Genomic DNA, 17038 nt, shown 5'->3' with positions numbered 1-17038 from the left:
GTTATGCCATTGCATATCGTTTTATATCAACCAGAAATTCCAGCAAATACAGGGAATATTGCACGTACTTGTGCTGGTACTAATACCTCACTACATTTAATTCGTCCACTTGGTTTTTCGACAGACGATAAAATGCTTAAACGTGCTGGCTTGGATTACTGGCATAGTGTCAACGTGGTGTACCACGATTCACTTGAGGATTTTTTAGAAACATCTAAAAATGGTGATGTATATTTAATTGAAACATATAGTGAAGAACCATTTACAACGCATGATTTTAGTAATAAAGATCGGGACATTTACTTTATGTTTGGCAAAGAAACAACAGGGTTGCCTAAGGATTTTGCCTATGAGCGCAAAGACATGTGCCTACGAATTCCGCAAAGTGAACATGTCCGTTCATTGAATTTATCGAATACAGCTGCCATTGTTATTTACGAGGCTCTACGACAACAGGGCTATCCTGGTTTACAGTAAGAAAAGAAAAAGTGTTAGATTGACTGCAATCAATCTAACACTTTTTTGCTTCAACAGATTGCACAAGTTGATGGTAGCGAAGACGGTGATTCCCGCGGAAAGCATCTGCCATAGCGAACATCAACTATAGCAAAAACTATGAACATCTTTGCCCATGTGTCCTAGCCTCTTTTTTACATTGATTTACTCTTTAAGTGCTTTATTGACCGCTGGCATAATGTGCGTGCCTAGTAGCTCAATGGATTTAGCCACTTGATTAAATGGAACTGCACCAATATCGAGCTGTGCCATAAAACGAGAGTGACCAAATAGTTCATGCTGCATTAATATTTTTTCTACAATTTCATTTGGACTACCAACAAATAGAGCGTTATGACCAGCCGTCATGCCATCAAAGCTTTCTTTAGATAAATGATACTGCATACCGCGCTGTGCATTAACATAATGCCAATAATTTGAGTAGTATGGATAAAATTCTTCCTTAGCCTGCGCTAAACTTTCAGCAAAGTAAGCGTGACCTGATACTGTGATTTTTGCTTTATCCATATTATGTCCTGCTGTGGCCAATGCTTCACGATAGACATCAACTAAATGTTTAAAGCGGCTTGGATCTCCACCTAAAATGGCTAAGTTTAAGCCAACTCCATAGCGTCCCGCGCGAATGGCGCTTTGCGGTGTTCCACCAACTCCAACGTGAATAGGAATTTCACGACTAGCACGTGGTGCAATTTCAGCATTATGAAGCGGTTTGCGATATTGACCACTCCACGTTACACGCTCTTCTTTGTTTAACTTTAAAAGTAATGCCAAGTTTTCCTCAAAAAGAGCATCATAATTATCCACATCATAGCCGAATAGCGGGAAAGATTCGATAAAGGCTCCTCGTCCAACGGCAATTTCTGCTCGACCATTTGATAATAAATCGAGAGTTGCGAAATCTTCGTATAAGCGTACAGGATCAACCGTACTAAGCACAGTCGTCGTACTCATTAATTGAATGTTTTTTGTTCGCTGTGATAGCGCTGATAATACAACGGGTACTGCTGAAATTGCATAATCTAAGCGGTGATGCTCTCCAACACCGAATACTTGAAGACCTGCTTCATCAGCTAGTTGCCCATATTGCATAACTTCTTCTAATCTTTCTTTAACGGTTGGCATATAGCCATTCACTGGATTTTGTCCGATATCTGCTAATGTATATACACCAAATTCCATAAGATAGCCTCCTTAAAATTGAAGTAAAATTACATTACCAGCAGGATCCACTGTTTGGAAACCGCCATTCATATCAGTAACAGCTACGCCAATTTGACGTAAGTTTGCTTTTATTTTATCTGCTTGCACTTCATTATCCAAACGAAGCGTATACGATTTTAAACCAATTTGATTTTCCCCAAGATTTGGTGCGCCTTCAGAATACCAAGTATTTAAGCCGATATGATGATGATAACGTCCTGTAGATATAAATAATGCTTGCTCACCATAGCGTGTGACAATGTCAAAACCTAAGCCTTTTGTATAAAACACCTCAGCAGCAGCTAAGTTTGATACAGATAAATGAATATGTCCCATTACTGTATTAGCAGGAAGTCCTTCCCATGCCCCATTAGCTTGGACTAATATCGAAGGAATATTAAGTGGCTCAGTTACCATATGCACTTGGTCGTTTCGCCAAGTCCAGTTATTTTCAGGACGATCTACATAAATTTCAATACCATTTTCGTCTGGATCTCGTAAATAAAGTGCTTCACTTACATCATGATCGGATGCGCCAAAATACACTCCTGAATGACGGAAATGAGTAATGATATTTGCTAAATCACGACGTGTTGGTAATAGTAATGCAAAGTGATAAAGTCCACTAGTAGTGCGTGTTTTTTGCTCGACTGTTTCTAGCTGAACAATAGTTAGCAATGCTGTTTTACCATCAGCAGTTAAGGTAGCTCGAGTAGATTCCTGTTGTAAAACTTTAAAGCCTATAATTTCTTGATAGTATGCTAGTGAGCGATGTAAATCACTTACTTTAATTTCAACATTCGTAACATATGTGTTCGGTTTTTCATGAAAATGCATAGAAGTAAACCTCCGTTTTTTTTAGTTATGATTAATTATCAAGTTACTTTATGTAAGTAAGTATATTTAATAAAGTAGAGTAAGTCAAGTAATTATGAAGTCACAAAAAAAGAAGTAACCGCAATGGCTACTTCTGTAAAAATAAGAAAATCACTAAGTAGCATACTTAGTGATTTTCTTGAGCATTATTTGTCCGCTTTGTAGTCGCCTTCGTACCCAGCAGTGAAAATAGCAGCTAAGAAAGCAACAGTTACACCAATAATTAATAATAACTTCATGGAAGAACCCTCCTCATGTTTATAAGCAAATCTCTTTTTAGTATAGCCTATCTATTATAAAAATGAAACGACCTTGCTAAATAAAATATGTCAGAAATGGTTCAGACTTTAATATTTCGGGAAAACTATTATAGAGGTGATAAAAATGGAAAAAAAGGTTCCGAATATAGAAAACGGCACAATGGCGAGAAATTTTAAAGAGTTGCAAGATCTCGGTAAACAAATGGAGCATCTTCGTGATGGACAAGAACTTGCAGAGGATGACCGTATTGCAGACCCGATTCAGGTAGATGAAGAACCCGAAGACAAGCAATAGGAAAGCGACTCTCACAGTATGCGTGGTGAGCTATGGTAAAAGTTGATTCCGCTGAGCAGGGCCAGGCAAGGATTCCGCGGAGCAAGGCAAGGATTCCGCGGAGCAGGGCGAGAATTCCGCGGAGCAAGGCAAGAATTCCGCGGAGCAAGGCAAGAATCCCGCGAAGCAAGGCAAGAATCCCGCGAAGCAAGGCAAGAATCCCGCGAAGCAGGGCCAGGCAAGGATTCCGCGAAGCAGGGCAAGAATCCCGCGAAGCAAGGAGAGAATTCCGCGGAGCAGGGCAAGGAATCCGCGAAGCAAGGCAAGAATTCCGCGAAGCAAGGCGAGGATTCCGCGAAGCAGGGGAAGGCGATAATTCCGCGGAGCAGGGAGAGAATCCCGCGGAGCAAGGCAAGGATTCCGCGGAGCAAGGCGAGAATTCCGCGAAGCAAGGCGAGGATTCCGCGGAGCAGGGTCAGAATCCCGCGGAGCAAGGTGAGGCGAGAATTCCGCGAAGCAGGGCAAGGATTCCGCGAAGCAAGGAGAGAATCCCGCGGAGTAGGGAGAGAATCCCGCGGAGCAAGGCAAGAATTCCGCGAAGCAGGGCAAGGATTCCGCGGAGCAAGGCCATGCAATAATCCCGCGAAAACATAGCAAAATACCTGCGCGACAAAAAACATTATTTTTAATCCAATTTTTTGTATAATGTAACTAGGAAAAGAAAGGGGCTGATGTTTTTGAATTTACAATCTACAAAAACGTTAACAAATGGTATTGAGATGCCTCGCTTTGGTCTAGGCGTATACAAAATGACAGAACGTGATGAAACGTTACAGGCTATTGATAAGGCGTTGAGAGTGGGCTATCGTGCGATTGATACTGCTTCGTTATATGGTAATGAGGCAGAGGTAGGTGAGGCGATTCGTCACTCAGGCATTAAACGTGAGGATATTTTTGTGACGACAAAGGTTTGGAATACTGACCAAGGGTATGATGCGACGCTGCGTGCTTTTGAAGTATCATTGAAAAAATTAAATATGGATTATTTAGATTTATATTTAACGCATTGGGCAGTGCCTGAAACATTTGAGGAAACATACAGAGCGATTGAACGTTTGTATGATGAGAAGTTACTGCGAGCAACAGGTGTGTCGAATCATCATGAACATCATCTACAAAAACTATTATCAAAAGCCAATATTGCGCCAATGGTCAATCAGGTTGAATTGCACCCATACTTACAACAAGATGCACTTAAGACATTTTGTGCAGAGCATGGAATTGCTGTGACAGCATGGTCACCGTTAGGTCGTGGAGGGGTGCTTGATAATTCAACAATTCTAGAAATTGCACAAGAGGTAGGGAAGTCTGCTGCACAAGTAGTGCTTCGTTGGCATTTGCAAAAGGATACATTGATTATTCCAAAATCAGTGACTCCAAGTCGTATTGAGGAAAATGCACAAATTTATGATTTTGAATTAACGCAGGCACAGATGGATAAAATGGCAACGCTAAATCGCAATCAGCGTTTTGGTCAAGATCCTGATAATTTTAAATTTAATTTTTAACGATAAAAATCCCGCTATCAAACTTGCTGAAGCGGGATTTTTTGTCGTATTATTTAGATTCTTTTACATAAGGAATGTAGTTAGAAAGCATTTTTGCCATATGAGCACGTGTAGCATTGTTATTCGGCATGAATTTGCCATTTGAACCGCTAGCAATTTTTAAATCTTGCATAAGTGCGATAGCGTTTTGTGTTTCTTCGTTGTATTTAGAAATATCACTGAAATCAGCAGTTAATCCAGTTTTTGCATCGTGTTGTAAGTTATAAGCACGTGCAAACATTAAAGCAAGCTGAGAACGAGTTACTTTTGCTGTAGGATTGAATTTGCCATTTTGACCTTGAACAATTCCTGCTTCAGCAAGTGCCGTAATCTCTTTTTGTGTCGCTGCTTCTAAACTAGTAATATCTGAGAATGTTGCTTCACCTTTAGCTTCAAGTTTTAAGACACGTGCAATAAATGATGCAGCTTGTGCACGAGTTAAGTTAGCATTTGGTGAATATGTTGTTGCAGATGTACCTTGTGTTAAATCACGGTAGTAAAGATCACGAACGTAACCTTCAGTTTCAGAACCTTTTGCAATATCAGTAAATGGAATTGTAGCAATAATGCGACCTTCTACTTTAGCATCTACTTTTTTAAGTGTGTTTAAATGATCGATGAACATTTCAAAGTCAACTGTACCAGGTTCACTTACACGACCATCTGCATAAGCTTTTGCTAATGTTTCATAGCCGTCGCCACCTTTAGCAGTGAATGTGTTTGTTGCACCTTTATAGTAAGCAGCTTTATCTAGTTCTTTACCATTTAATTTAATAGATTTCACGCGTTTGCCAGCTGGCGCTTTACCATCAAACTCTACTTGTAGGCCAGAGAAATGAAGGAAGCCACCTGATTCTTTCGGGAACTCTTTTACACTATGTTCAGCAATTTCATAGAGTTCAGCACCAGTTAATTTTACGATGCCAAGTGCATTACCGAAAGGCATTACTGTCATTACTTCACCAACAGTGATATCGCCAGCGTCAATACTCGCACGAATACCGCCACCGTTTTGGAAAGCGAATTGTACTTCAGGGTCGATTTTTTTAGCTCCAGCAAGCATACCGTCTGTAATAACGTTACCTAGATTCGTTTCACCTGCACGAACACCCCAAAGTCCACGTTTACCATCAAGTTCTGTAACAGCTGTAGTGCCCGTTGATTGTTGTTTAACAGCTTCGATTTTTGCACTATATGGTGCTAATAATTTTGCTGCTTCAGCATCTGCTGCAACTGGATTTTCTTTATCATTTAAAGCATGTAATTGACCAAAGTATTCAACAACAGCACCGTTATCGTCGAAAGTTAGATCAAGCTCACCTAAGTTTTCGCTGTATTGACCAGTTTGTACGATAATAGTTGGGTTTTTGAATGATGTTTCAGCTTTTACAGCTTTATCTAATTTCGTATGTGTATGACCGCCAACAATTACATCGATACCTTCTACTGCTGCTGCAAGTAATTGGTCATTATCGAAGTCTTTAGAGTCATCATAGCCAATGTGTGTAACGGCAATAATTTTATTTACGCCTTGTTTTTCAAATTCAGCTACTGCTTTTTTCGCAGAGTCGATATAGTTAGCAAATTGTACGTTTGCAACACTTGAAATTGAAGGTGTTTCTTCAGTTGTTAAACCGAAAATACCCACTTTTTCTCCATCGATTTCTTTAATAATACCGTCATAGATTTTACCGTTTTGGAAATCTTCTACTACTGTTTTGAATTGTAAGCCATCAAATAATGAATCTTTAGAGAAATCTAAGTTACCGCCAAGTAATGGGAATTCTGCACCTTTAACAAAATTTGCAAGAGCAGCATGGCCTTCTGGGCTTGACCCTAAATCGAACTCATGGTTACCAAATGTCATTGCATCGTAGCCCATTAAGTTCATTAACTTCATATCAACTTCTCCAGTGAATTGATTGAAGTATAGAGTACCAGAGAATACATCCCCAGCATCTAATAGTAATGAGTTTGCATTCGCAGCACGTAGTTCTTTTATTTTAGTTGCGCGTTGTGGTGCTGCTTCTACGTGTGCATGTGTGTCATTAGAGTGCAAAATTGTTAAATTGAAGCCCTCTTTAGTAGTTGTTGGTGCTGATTCGGCAGCATGTGCAGCAAATCCAGGTGTAGCTAGTAAACTTGCAGCTAGAGTTGTTGCGGCAATACTTTTAACCCATTTCATAATAATGATTTCCTCCCTCATTTATATGTCAGATGACTGACAATTTACTCTATTCTAACATGAAAGAAATCTATCGTCATTACCAATATTGGAAAATCAATATTAAAATTATTGTAAAAAACATATGAAGTAAATATGAATTCGTAATTTTATACTTTAAATAGAAACAAAGTAAAAAAAAGGTTCATCTATAAACGACTCATAATCAATAAATCTACCAAAAAGTGATATTTTCCATAAAAAAAGTACAAACCCTGAAAGTGGTTTGTACTGTAGCATTATAGCTATTCTTTATCTTTTACTATAATTAATTTATTTAAAAACGGGTGGTCAAATTCTAATTGAATGGCATGTAGTTCATAATCACCGCTAGCTGTTTCGCGTGCACCATACATCGTATCGCCGATAATCGGATGACCGATATGCGCCATGTGAACACGAATTTGGTGTGTACGACCTGTTTCTAAAACAAGGTGGACAACACAAGAATGTTTATAGCGTGCAACAACCTCATAGTGTGTTACAGCATGCTGACCTGTGTTTGATACGACACGTCGTGTAGGATGGTGACGGTCTTTACCAATAGATTCAGCAATAGTTCCCGATGTAGTACGAAGATTTCCTTGCACCTCTGCAGCGTACGTACGAATAATTGTTTTCTCTTCAATCATGCGATCAAAAATGGATTTTGCAAGTGGATGCTTTGCAACTAAAAGTAAACCTTCTGTTCCTTTATCAAGGCGATGAACATGTTCTGCATAGTCTCGACCTTGCTCTTTCATATGAGCCATAACGTGATTCATACAAGTGTGCGTATCGCGCTCATCATTAGGATGAGTGGACATGCCCTTTGGTTTAGAAACAATTAAACAGTGATCATCTTCATACACAACATCAATTGCACAAACAGGCGTCGGCTTATAGCTAGAGGCAGGGATAGGAAATGAAAATTTAATGATTGTTCCTGCAGGAAGTGGGTCCTTCCATTGTAATGGTTCTCCTTCAAGTGACGTGACTGCCTTCTCCATACGTAATTCGTGAACTAGCTTTTTCCCTAGGCGCCAATTAGTACGTAGCAGCTCCTCAATCGTTAGATGATTGTCTTTTATTTCATATTGAAACATCTATTTTCCTCCATGGAATGAGCGTTATCGAACACCCTTGTCATTTTTTTAGACAAAAAAATCCGCTCCCTTTCTGCACAAGGACGATTCACAAAATACCAGATGTTAAAGCCACAGCATAATCTGGCTTGAATCGCTATCCCGCAGGCATATCGCGAATTTTTTGTCGGACACTATGTGGTAAATCAAAAAATACTTATCGCATTATTTAGCAGTCTTTGAAGCTTTAATTAAATACAAGCTTGCGCCTACAATTAAAATAAATGCTGTTAATGCTAAAAACGGGATGGTAATGAAACCAAGCCAGTTTATGTATTGACCAGTGCAAGACACGGCACCACAAGAAGGTGCAGAAGCAGCTAAAAAGCTTAGTTTCTGAATTCCATAATGATAAAGTGATACAGAGCCACCAATTACGGCAAATACTGCCGTTGTTACAGCGATACGAGCATTTTTTTGAATAAAGGCAATAGTAGTCATTATTGCTATAGGATACATAAAAATACGTTGGATCCAACACATTTTACAGGGCTCATAGTGACGAATTTCAGAAAAATATAGTGAGCCTAGTGTTGCAACGACAGAGACAATCCAAATAAACAATAAGCTATTTTCCTCTTTTTTTGACATATAAAAACTCCCTTTATGCTAACGATGTACTTGTTACGATTATATGTGTTTTGAATTTAGAAGTAAAATGTTTCAATTATAGAGTTTATCTAATGCTGTCTCGTTAGTATATTCACACAATTATATATAAAAACAATGGAATTTCAGTCTAAAGTATGAACGGCTCAGGCAGACACCTTTGACTTGGAAATGTTATCATTAAATTACGTAATGCCAATAAAAAGAGGTGTTTTTGTGAGAGAGAACGAGCACTCCAATATTAGTATTTTAAAGGAAATTGCTGAGTTATTGAATGAAGAAACAGAAATCAACACTACATTAAAAGGCGCGCTTGTAAAGTTTTTAAATGGTACGAATTTTGAAACGGGCTGGATATTTTTTATTGATGAAAAGGGACGATCAGAGCTTGTTGTCCATGAAAATTTACCAGAGGCACTTGAACATAATAATTGCCATTATTTAAAAAAAGGAGGCTGTTGGTGTGTATCTCGTTATCGTAATGAAGAATTAAAAAAAGCTTCTAACATTATTGAATGTCAACGTATCGAAAGTGCAATTGCTGCAAACGTTGGCGATCACGAAGGAATTACACATCATGCTACGGTACCGCTGCAATCAGGGCAGGAGCGTTTTGGTGTTTTAAATGTAGCATCCAAAAATACAGTGCGGTTTTCAGAGGAAGAGCTTGCCTTACTGGAATCGGTTGCCTTTCAAATGGGCTCTGCCATTAAGCGCATATTATTGACTAAGCAGGAGCAGGAAATGGCGCTCGTGAAGGAACGTAATCGTCTGGCACGGGACTTACATGATTCAGTAAATCAGCTTCTTTTCTCTGTAACGTTAACGGCGAGGGCTGGCATTGAGATGAGTAACGACACTGAGGTAAAAGAAACATTTAAGGAGATACAGCATTTAACACAAGATGCTTTAACAGAAATGCGTGCACTCATATGGCAACTACGGCCAAAAGGGTTAGAGAATGGACTGTTAGAGGCGATAAAAGTATATGCTGAAATGCTCGGATTAAAGCTTCATGTAACCGTATCTGGTGTTTTACAGTTTCCATCTCGTATTGAGGAAACGTTATTTCGTGTTGCACAGGAGGCGCTTAATAATGTGCGTCGTCATGCTGGTGTACTTGAAGCGGCACTTTATATTACGGTAACAGCCACTGATATATTATTAGTTATTCGTGACGAGGGACGAGGCTTTGTTATTGATCATAATACTAAGCTCCTATCCATAGGCTTGCAATCGATAAAAGATCGAGCTAAATCGGTGGGGGGGACAGCTGACTGGGTAAGTGAAATTGGTAAAGGCACGGAGCTGCTAATCCGCTTGCCATATTAAGGGGGGAATAAAATGATTCGTGTTCTAATTGCAGATGATCATCATGTAGTCCGACGAGGATTATTATTTTTTTTAAAGACACAGAAAGATATTGAGGTTGTTGGGGAAGCAAAAAATGGTTTGGAAGCAGTTGCGCTAGCCGAAAGCATACAGCCAGATATTATCTTAATGGATTTAGTAATGCCTGAGATGGATGGTATTCAAGCAACGAAACGCATAAAATCTAAGTTTCCGCACATTGAAGTTTTAATGCTAACGAGCTTCTCTGATCGAGATCATGTTGTCCCAGCAATGGAAGCAGGGGCAGCAGGATATCAGCTAAAGGATATTGAACCTGATGAGTTAGTATCATCGATTCGTCGCATTATGCAGGGGGAACATACTTTACACCCAGAAGCAACTTCAACACTTGAGATGGATCGTCAAGAATCGGAAAATGCACTACATGTTTTAAATCCATTAACTCCACGGGAGCAAGATGTACTTGCAGAGCTTACAAAGGGAAAAAGTAACCGAGAAATTGCTTCATCTTTATTCGTTACTGAAAAAACAGTAAAAACGCATATTTCCAATATTTTTACGAAGCTACAAGTACAAGATCGAACACAAGCCGCACTCTATGCAGTAAAGCATGGATTGACTGAAGGCAGCGGCCAGTAGGCAATCAATAAACGTGGCTAGGACAAAAGAGAAAAAGTGTTAGATTGACTGCAATCAATCTAACACTTTTTTGCTATGCCGTTGATGTCCGCTACGGCAGTGCTTTCCGCGGGCACCCCGTAAGCCGCAACCCTCGCTAACGCGCGGATTGTTGCGTCTTACGTTGCGTGCGTTCCCGCAGGAGTCACCGCCTTCGCTACCATCAACTAGTGAACGCTGCTAATTTATTATTCTTGCAAAAGAAAGAGATGTGGATTTCAGATAATCTACCACTTTTTTGCTATGCCGTTGATGTCCGCTACGGCAGGTGCTTTCCGCGGGCACACCGCCTTCGCTACCATCAACTAGTGCTATTTGAGAAAATTATTTATTGCTAAAGATCATGAATAGCTAAAGTTCTTCACCATAGTAAATAGCAGCAAAAAATACGAATGTTTTGCTACTGTTTCTAAATTTAAAAAGGTTGGCATGCTTTTCTTTCCATGTAATTTATTGATTATAACTAAATAATTTCTTCGACATTTCTAGTAAAGTGGAGCTCGGAGTGAGTGCTAAGTCTTCTTTTAATTTTTGTTCATAGGATAAAAAAATAGTGTATGCCTGTTTATGAAATCCCGCATTAATTAACAATTGTAAATATTGTTCAAGCTTATGTTCATTATAAGGATCAAACTCTATTAAACGTTTGAGATAGTCAATAGCTTTTTCCGTTTCAGTTGCTATGCTCGTTTGAAATCCTTTCTCTAATAACTCTATGTATGATTTAGTAAGCTTATCTCTATCAGAGGTAGCCCATTCATAATCATCAAATACGAGTAAGCCGTCCTTATAAATAGCAAGACATTGGTTAATTAATGTAATCGGAGGATAATCGGACTTCTTAAAATCATTAAAACAATCTTGGAATTCGTATAAATCACACAAAATATTTGGTTTCTCAAAAATGTAATATTTATTAGAAAATATTATACAGTTCGTATAGCCCATATTATTTAATGTTTTTCTTAAATAAGATAGTGCTGTATGAAGATTAGATTTGGCACGAACATAATCTAAATTAGGCCACAGAATTTCAATTAACACATCTCGATGAATAGGCATGTTAGGATGCAATATAAAATAGGCGAATAATTCTTTTGTTTTCTCCGTTTTAAAGGAGACGAGACTATTGTTGCTATAGGTAGCAAATTGATTAAAGCATTGGACGTTTAAAATCGTATTAGAAGTTTGTTGTACCAACTGTTGCATAGAAAATTCATGTTCAATACGTGATATTGTTTTTTGTAAGCTTGCTTGGCTAATCGGTTTAAGTAAATAATCAAGTCCTCCTATTTCATATGCTTGGATTGCAAATTCTGAATACGAAGTTATAAATATAACAATTACATGTGGATGATTGCTTTTTATAATATCAGCTACTTCAAGTCCATTCAGTTCATCAAGCTTTATTTCTAAAAATATTACTTCAAATTCCAGTGATGGAAGGCTATTTAAGAATAGCTTTACACTAGTGAAAGTTTTGATAACCTCTATTTGTTGAAAGTTTTGTAGCTTATTTTGAAAATAGTGTAAAGCTAGAGGTTCATTGTCTATTAAAACGGCTCGAATCACATCAAAATCTCCTTTATACAATTAAATTGAAAACCATTAAACTCTAGTACATTGTTTTTGAAAAGGTCTCCCCATTATATAGAGGATAAAAGTTTTTTATGTAGTGTTAAGAGAATTGAAATAATTGTATAAGCGTTTATTATTAAACTATTTTACAAAAAGAAAGTTGCGATAGTTAAACTAGAAAATTGACTGAAGGGATTTAAAGTTTCTTTTTTTCTTATTTTGTAAAAACATTCTAATGAATGTATTATGTAATAGCGGTTATTATAGTACATTTGACTTAAAGAAAACTCAAAAGGTACTTAAAAAATACTTAAAAATAATAGGATATAAGTAATTGAAAATTACTTTGTTGTGGAAAAGTAGTGTGTGTTTTAAAAATATGTACAAAGTTGAGGAATTAGACAAATGAAATTAGATCGTTTACTAACGATGACGATGATTTTAATTAATCGTAAAAAAGTAAAGGCTCAAGAATTGGCAGATTTATTTGACGTATCCGTTCGTACAATTTACCGCGATGTTGAAACCCTTAGCTTTGCAGGGGTACCTGTTGTAAGTCAGCAAGGAGTAAATGGAGGAATTAGTTTAATCGATGGATATAGAATGGATAAGCAAATTTTAACGAAGGAGGAACTAACCTCTCTATCGATTGCGCTCAAAAGTGCCTTGACGTCATATGAGGATACACATGCTAAAGCCGTTTTAGAAAAATTAACGGGGATTGCAGATGACAAAGTGAAAAAATCGATGGATCATGTATTTATTGACCTCAGCCCTTGGGGACAAAATATTATATTAAAAGAACAAATAACGTTATTGAAAAAGGCAATTGAGGACGAGCAATGTGTCAGCTTCTTGTATTCAACTGCGCATGGGACGATGACAAAGCGCTTAATAGAGCCACATACTTTAGTACAGAAGGGGAAAGTGTGGTATATCTATGGCTATTGCACATTAAGAAATAGTTTTCGGTTATTTAAAATTTCAAGAATGAAGGATATTAAAGAGGCATTCGTATGTTTTGAACGCAAGGCAGTTCATTTAGCAGAACTTCCTTGGGATAAAGCTTGGCAGCAACCACACAACTTAGTGGCAATCACGCTGTCATTCGAAGAATCAATTCGAACACTAGTGGAAGAAACATTTGGGGCAGAACATATAGATAATGAAAAATCAATCGTGCAAGTGTCATTGCCTGAAGATGAATGGCTCTATGGATTTCTGCTGAGCTTTGGGAATCGCATAAAGCTTATTGATCCACCTTATTTAGTTGATATTGTGCACAAACGGGCACAGGAAATTGTCGCATTATATCAGGAAACAAAAGGTGAGAAATAACCTTTCAATTGATGACATACAGATGTCAAGTTTGCTTTGTTATAGTGAATACAAATGAACGAAGGGTGGAAATAAATGATGCAAAGTTATTGCCAAAGCTGTGGAATGCCATTAGTGAACGCGGAATTATTAGGAACAGAAAAGGATGGACAAGTATCACAGGATTATTGCGTATATTGCTACGAATTAGGAGAGTTTAAACAGCCAAATATAACTGTTGAGACGATGATTTCTTTATGTGTACCGCATTTAAAAGAAGAAGGTATGGTAGAAGAAGAGGCACGACAAATGTTAGCTTCGTTTTTACCTAATTTAAAAAGATGGCGAACACGAGAGGTCAAACAACCAGTTGTAAAGGAAAAACAAAGTTTTCAAATAGTAGGGATAACAGCGCGCACAAATAATGCGAATGAATTAACTCCTACAGCGAAAATACCACAATTATGGACAGATTATTTTCAGCAAAATGTTGCAGGTCAACTGTTCAATCAAGTGAATGAGGGCGTTATGTATGGACTGTATTCTGATTATGAAACAGATGTTAACGGAGATTATTCAATAACACTTGGAGTGGAAATATCAACTGACAAAGATGTGCCAAAAGAGATGTCCATAAAAACAGTTCCTGCCTCTAAATATTTAGTCTTTAGTTCCGAAAAAGGATCAATGCCAGACATTGTTATTAAAGCTTGGCAAGATATTTGGGCTTGGTTTGCAAATGCAGAAGTGGAACGAACGTATACTGGTGACTTTGAAGTATATGATGAACGATGCCAACCTAATGAGGCTCAAGTCGATATTTATATAGCAATTAAGTAATTTTTTAGAGCGAAGCGAAATATTACAAAAAGCCAGTCTCTTACCATCAAGTGGTAGGAGGCTGGCTTTTGTGTGTAGGCGGCAAATCTTCGACGTGTGGTTCAATATGCACGAGTACGTGACAGAAGTGATTTTCCCGCATAATTGTTCGTTCAATTTCTTCAGTAATACGGTGGCTTTCAAAGACATTTAAGTAAGGATTCACTGTCACAGTTACATCTATAAAGTACATATTGCCATGTGCGCGTCCTTTGAAATCTAAAAGCTCAATAACGCCGCTTACATTGCGAATTAAAACCGATAAAGTCTCGACTTCATCGATATCAAATGCATCTGTAAGACTTTGAACAGCTTCCCAAAATATTTCCACGGCCGTTTTTAGTATAAGAAAAGCTACAACAAGTGCTGTCAATGTATCTATGATTGGGAAGCCGAAAATTGCACCGAATATCCCGATAGCTGTACCAATGCTGACAAGTGCATCTGAACGATTGTCATAAGCGGCAGCTTTGACAGCAGCACTGCGAATTTTTTTTGATAAAGCTAAATTATAACGATAAACAATATACATTACTCCAGCACTCCCAATTGCGACAAATGCTGTTAACATTGATGGAGTTGTGCCACTTGGTTCCCATAGCCCTTTTAAAGACGCAATCAAAACTTGTAAGCCGACAACAAGCATAATGAATGATGCAACGAGTGAAGCAACCGTCTCAGCGCGCAGATGGCCATATTGGTGATTTGAGTCTGGTGGTCTTTGGGCAATACGCAAGCCGATTAATACGGCAATAGATGCAATAATATCTGTTGTATTGTTTAATCCATCTGCTTTTAAAGCTTCAGATGTTCCAATGTAGCCAATTGTTAGCTTTGTCGAGCTCAGAATTAAGTAAGTAGCGATAGATAACCAAGCGCCTTTTTCCCCTTGACGTAAATTTGTATAGAGCTCCATTTTGTTTCCTCCTCGCAAAACTTTCGGGCATTATAAAACGACCCCCTTATATGAAAGGGAGCCGTCTTAGCTGTGTTATTTATAGTCTTTCGATTCTTCGATGTCATTTACTAAATCAAGTTCAGGTAATTTCAGAACTTCTAAGTATAATATGTGGTGACCGTCTAGTTCTTTAGCTGTGAATTCAAAACCTTGCTCTTCAATGCTATCACCTTCAACAGCATCGAAACGCTTCGTCATGAACCAACCACCAATCGTATCGATATCATCATCTTCTATGTCAGTACCTAGCATATCATTGACGTTTTCTAGTAGCATTTTTGCATCTAAAATAAAATGATTTTCTGCAACTTCTTGTACTTCAGGGATTTCATCTTCATCAAACTCATCTTGAATGTCCCCGACAATTTCCTCGATAATATCTTCAATGGTTACAAGACCCGATGTTCCACCATACTCATCCATTAAAATAGCCATATGAATACGTTCACGTTGAATCTTGAGTAATAATTCATTAATTTGCGTTGTTTCCATAACGCGAATAATCGGTTGCATATAGTCAATCACTAGTTTATCACCATTTGCTGGGTCTTTAATGTAAGCAGTTAATAAATGCTTCATATTGACTAAGCCAATAATATGGTCTTTATCACCGTCGATAATTGGATAACGAGTATATTGCTCGACACCCATTAAATCGAATACTTCTTTAATCGTAAGCTCTTTCTCAATTCCGACGATTTCAGTACGTGGCACCATGATTTCTTTTGCAAGGCGATCTGAGAACTCAAAGATACTGTTTACATATTCATATTCTGCGTTATTAATTTCTCCACCTTTTAAACTATCCGACAAAATCATACGCAATTCTTCTTCAGTATGCGCAACTTCTGATTCTGACATCATTTTAAGACCAAATAGACCTGTTAAACCACGAGCAGAGCCATTTAATAATTTAATGATTGGATACGTAATGTTATGGAATAAAATTAATGGACCAGACAAGTTTAATGTAACAAATTCTGCTTTTTGGATGGCTAAAGTTTTTGGCGCCAATTCCCCGATAACTACATGCATAAACGTTACAATAGAGAATGCAAGTATAAATGAAAGGATAGATGTTATGCTACCGTTCAGATTTAGAAACTCGAACACTGGATGTAAAATGATTTCAAACGTTGGTTCACCTAGCCACCCAAGTCCAAGTGCTGTAATTGTAATACCTAACTGACAAGCGGATAAGTACTCGTCTAAATCCGATACAACACGTTTTGCATTTTTCGCTTTTTTATGGCCTTCTGCGACTAATTGATCAATACGGGTAGTTCTCACTTTTACGATTGCAAATTCAGTTGCAACGAAAAATCCTGTCATTATGATTAGTAGGGCGAATGCCGCCAACCTTATGGTTATTTCCAATATGTCTCCGTCCAAATAATTCCTTTGTCCCCGCCCGAATGAGGGAAGTAAACAAAGTGTACACCTCCTATGATTTAAAAAATTGTTGGATGTTTTAATCATAAGTTATTTATAACTAAAACACAAATATTGACAACGACTTTTTTATACTATTTTATGAAGCCATTACTTTTAAAAGAAATGAACATTATCTAGATGACAAATGATT

15 protein-coding genes are annotated in these 17038 nt (G+C 37.9%); 7 read left to right on the top strand and 8 right to left on the bottom strand.

What is annotated here, in order from left to right; all coding sequences use genetic code 11:
• The first annotated feature begins 3 nt into the window (after positions 1-3).
• The gene (trmL, locus tag ACIQ1H_RS17675; protein WP_402890517.1) at positions 4-477 is read left to right on the top strand and encodes a tRNA (uridine(34)/cytosine(34)/5-carboxymethylaminomethyluridine(34)-2'-O)-methyltransferase TrmL; all 474 of its coding nucleotides are present in this window, start codon (positions 4-6) and stop codon (positions 475-477) included.
• 183 nt (positions 478-660) lie between these two features.
• On the opposite strand, the gene ACIQ1H_RS17670 is transcribed toward trmL, so the two are convergent.
• Together ACIQ1H_RS17670 and ACIQ1H_RS17665 are read right to left on the bottom strand one after the other, a co-directional pair.
• Complete coding sequence (locus ACIQ1H_RS17670; protein ID WP_402890515.1) at positions 661-1695, bottom strand: LLM class flavin-dependent oxidoreductase; 1035 nt, start codon at positions 1693-1695, stop codon at positions 661-663.
• Between the two features lie 12 nt (positions 1696-1707).
• Positions 1708-2553, bottom strand: coding sequence for a VOC family protein (locus tag ACIQ1H_RS17665; protein WP_402890512.1), 846 nt, complete (start codon positions 2551-2553; stop codon positions 1708-1710).
• A gap of 423 nt (positions 2554-2976) precedes the next feature.
• Here ACIQ1H_RS17665 and ACIQ1H_RS17660 point away from each other — a divergent pair, with 423 nt between their 5' ends.
• Positions 2977-3147 (top strand): hypothetical protein, encoded by a 171-nt coding sequence (locus tag ACIQ1H_RS17660; RefSeq protein ID WP_173479841.1) that lies wholly within the window; start codon positions 2977-2979, stop codon positions 3145-3147.
• A 716-nt stretch (positions 3148-3863) separates the two neighbouring features.
• Positions 3864-4694, top strand: a complete 831-nt coding sequence (locus tag ACIQ1H_RS17655) for an aldo/keto reductase (protein ID WP_402890509.1) — start codon at positions 3864-3866, stop codon at positions 4692-4694.
• 49 nt (positions 4695-4743) lie between these two features.
• Here ACIQ1H_RS17655 and ACIQ1H_RS17650 read toward each other — a convergent pair whose 3' ends face one another.
• The 3 genes from ACIQ1H_RS17650 to ACIQ1H_RS17640 form a co-directional block, all read right to left on the bottom strand.
• On the bottom strand, positions 4744-6918 hold the full coding sequence (locus ACIQ1H_RS17650) for a 5'-nucleotidase C-terminal domain-containing protein (RefSeq protein WP_402890506.1): 2175 nt from the start codon (positions 6916-6918) through the stop codon (positions 4744-4746).
• 284 nt (positions 6919-7202) lie between these two features.
• Positions 7203-8042 (bottom strand): RluA family pseudouridine synthase, encoded by an 840-nt coding sequence (locus tag ACIQ1H_RS17645; RefSeq protein ID WP_337980416.1) that lies wholly within the window; start codon positions 8040-8042, stop codon positions 7203-7205.
• A gap of 204 nt (positions 8043-8246) precedes the next feature.
• Positions 8247-8672 carry a disulfide oxidoreductase gene (locus tag ACIQ1H_RS17640; protein ID WP_173479836.1) on the bottom strand — a complete coding sequence of 142 codons (426 nt, stop codon included), beginning with the start codon at positions 8670-8672 and terminating at the stop codon, positions 8247-8249.
• A 234-nt stretch (positions 8673-8906) separates the two neighbouring features.
• On the opposite strand from ACIQ1H_RS17640, the gene ACIQ1H_RS17635 reads away from it, so the two are divergent.
• Both ACIQ1H_RS17635 and ACIQ1H_RS17630 read left to right on the top strand, forming a co-directional pair.
• Positions 8907-10022: a GAF domain-containing sensor histidine kinase gene (locus ACIQ1H_RS17635; RefSeq protein ID WP_173479835.1), complete on the top strand. Its 1116-nt coding sequence runs from the start codon at positions 8907-8909 to the stop codon at positions 10020-10022.
• Between the two features lie 12 nt (positions 10023-10034).
• A complete protein-coding gene (locus ACIQ1H_RS17630) occupies positions 10035-10682 on the top strand; it encodes a response regulator (protein WP_402890502.1) in 648 nt (215 codons plus the stop codon).
• A 489-nt stretch (positions 10683-11171) separates the two neighbouring features.
• Here ACIQ1H_RS17630 and ACIQ1H_RS17625 read toward each other — a convergent pair whose 3' ends face one another.
• Entirely contained in the window at positions 11172-12293 is a 1122-nt protein-coding gene (locus tag ACIQ1H_RS17625) for a response regulator (RefSeq protein ID WP_402890500.1), read from the bottom strand.
• A 411-nt stretch (positions 12294-12704) separates the two neighbouring features.
• On the opposite strand from ACIQ1H_RS17625, the gene ACIQ1H_RS17620 reads away from it, so the two are divergent.
• Both ACIQ1H_RS17620 and ACIQ1H_RS17615 read left to right on the top strand, forming a co-directional pair.
• Positions 12705-13637: a helix-turn-helix transcriptional regulator gene (locus tag ACIQ1H_RS17620; RefSeq protein WP_402890497.1), complete on the top strand. Its 933-nt coding sequence runs from the start codon at positions 12705-12707 to the stop codon at positions 13635-13637.
• 75 nt (positions 13638-13712) lie between these two features.
• On the top strand, positions 13713-14456 hold the full coding sequence (locus tag ACIQ1H_RS17615) for an effector binding domain-containing protein (protein WP_402890494.1): 744 nt from the start codon (positions 13713-13715) through the stop codon (positions 14454-14456).
• 46 nt (positions 14457-14502) lie between these two features.
• Here the strand turns inward: ACIQ1H_RS17615 and ACIQ1H_RS17610 are convergent, their stop codons facing one another.
• Together ACIQ1H_RS17610 and ACIQ1H_RS17605 are read right to left on the bottom strand one after the other, a co-directional pair.
• Positions 14503-15411, bottom strand: a complete 909-nt coding sequence (locus ACIQ1H_RS17610) for a cation diffusion facilitator family transporter (RefSeq protein ID WP_402890491.1) — start codon at positions 15409-15411, stop codon at positions 14503-14505.
• Positions 15412-15486: 75 nt separating this feature from the next.
• Positions 15487-16830: a hemolysin family protein gene (locus tag ACIQ1H_RS17605; protein WP_255639588.1), complete on the bottom strand. Its 1344-nt coding sequence runs from the start codon at positions 16828-16830 to the stop codon at positions 15487-15489.
• Positions 16831-17038 lie beyond the last annotated feature (208 nt).

The sequence above is a fragment of the Lysinibacillus sp. NPDC097279 genome, from assembly GCF_044761745.1.
In the GTDB taxonomy this organism is placed as follows: Bacteria; Bacillota; Bacilli; order Bacillales_A; family Planococcaceae; genus Lysinibacillus.
Note: the sequence above shows the minus strand (reverse complement) of the source record. Positions and strands in the feature narration are given on the sequence as shown.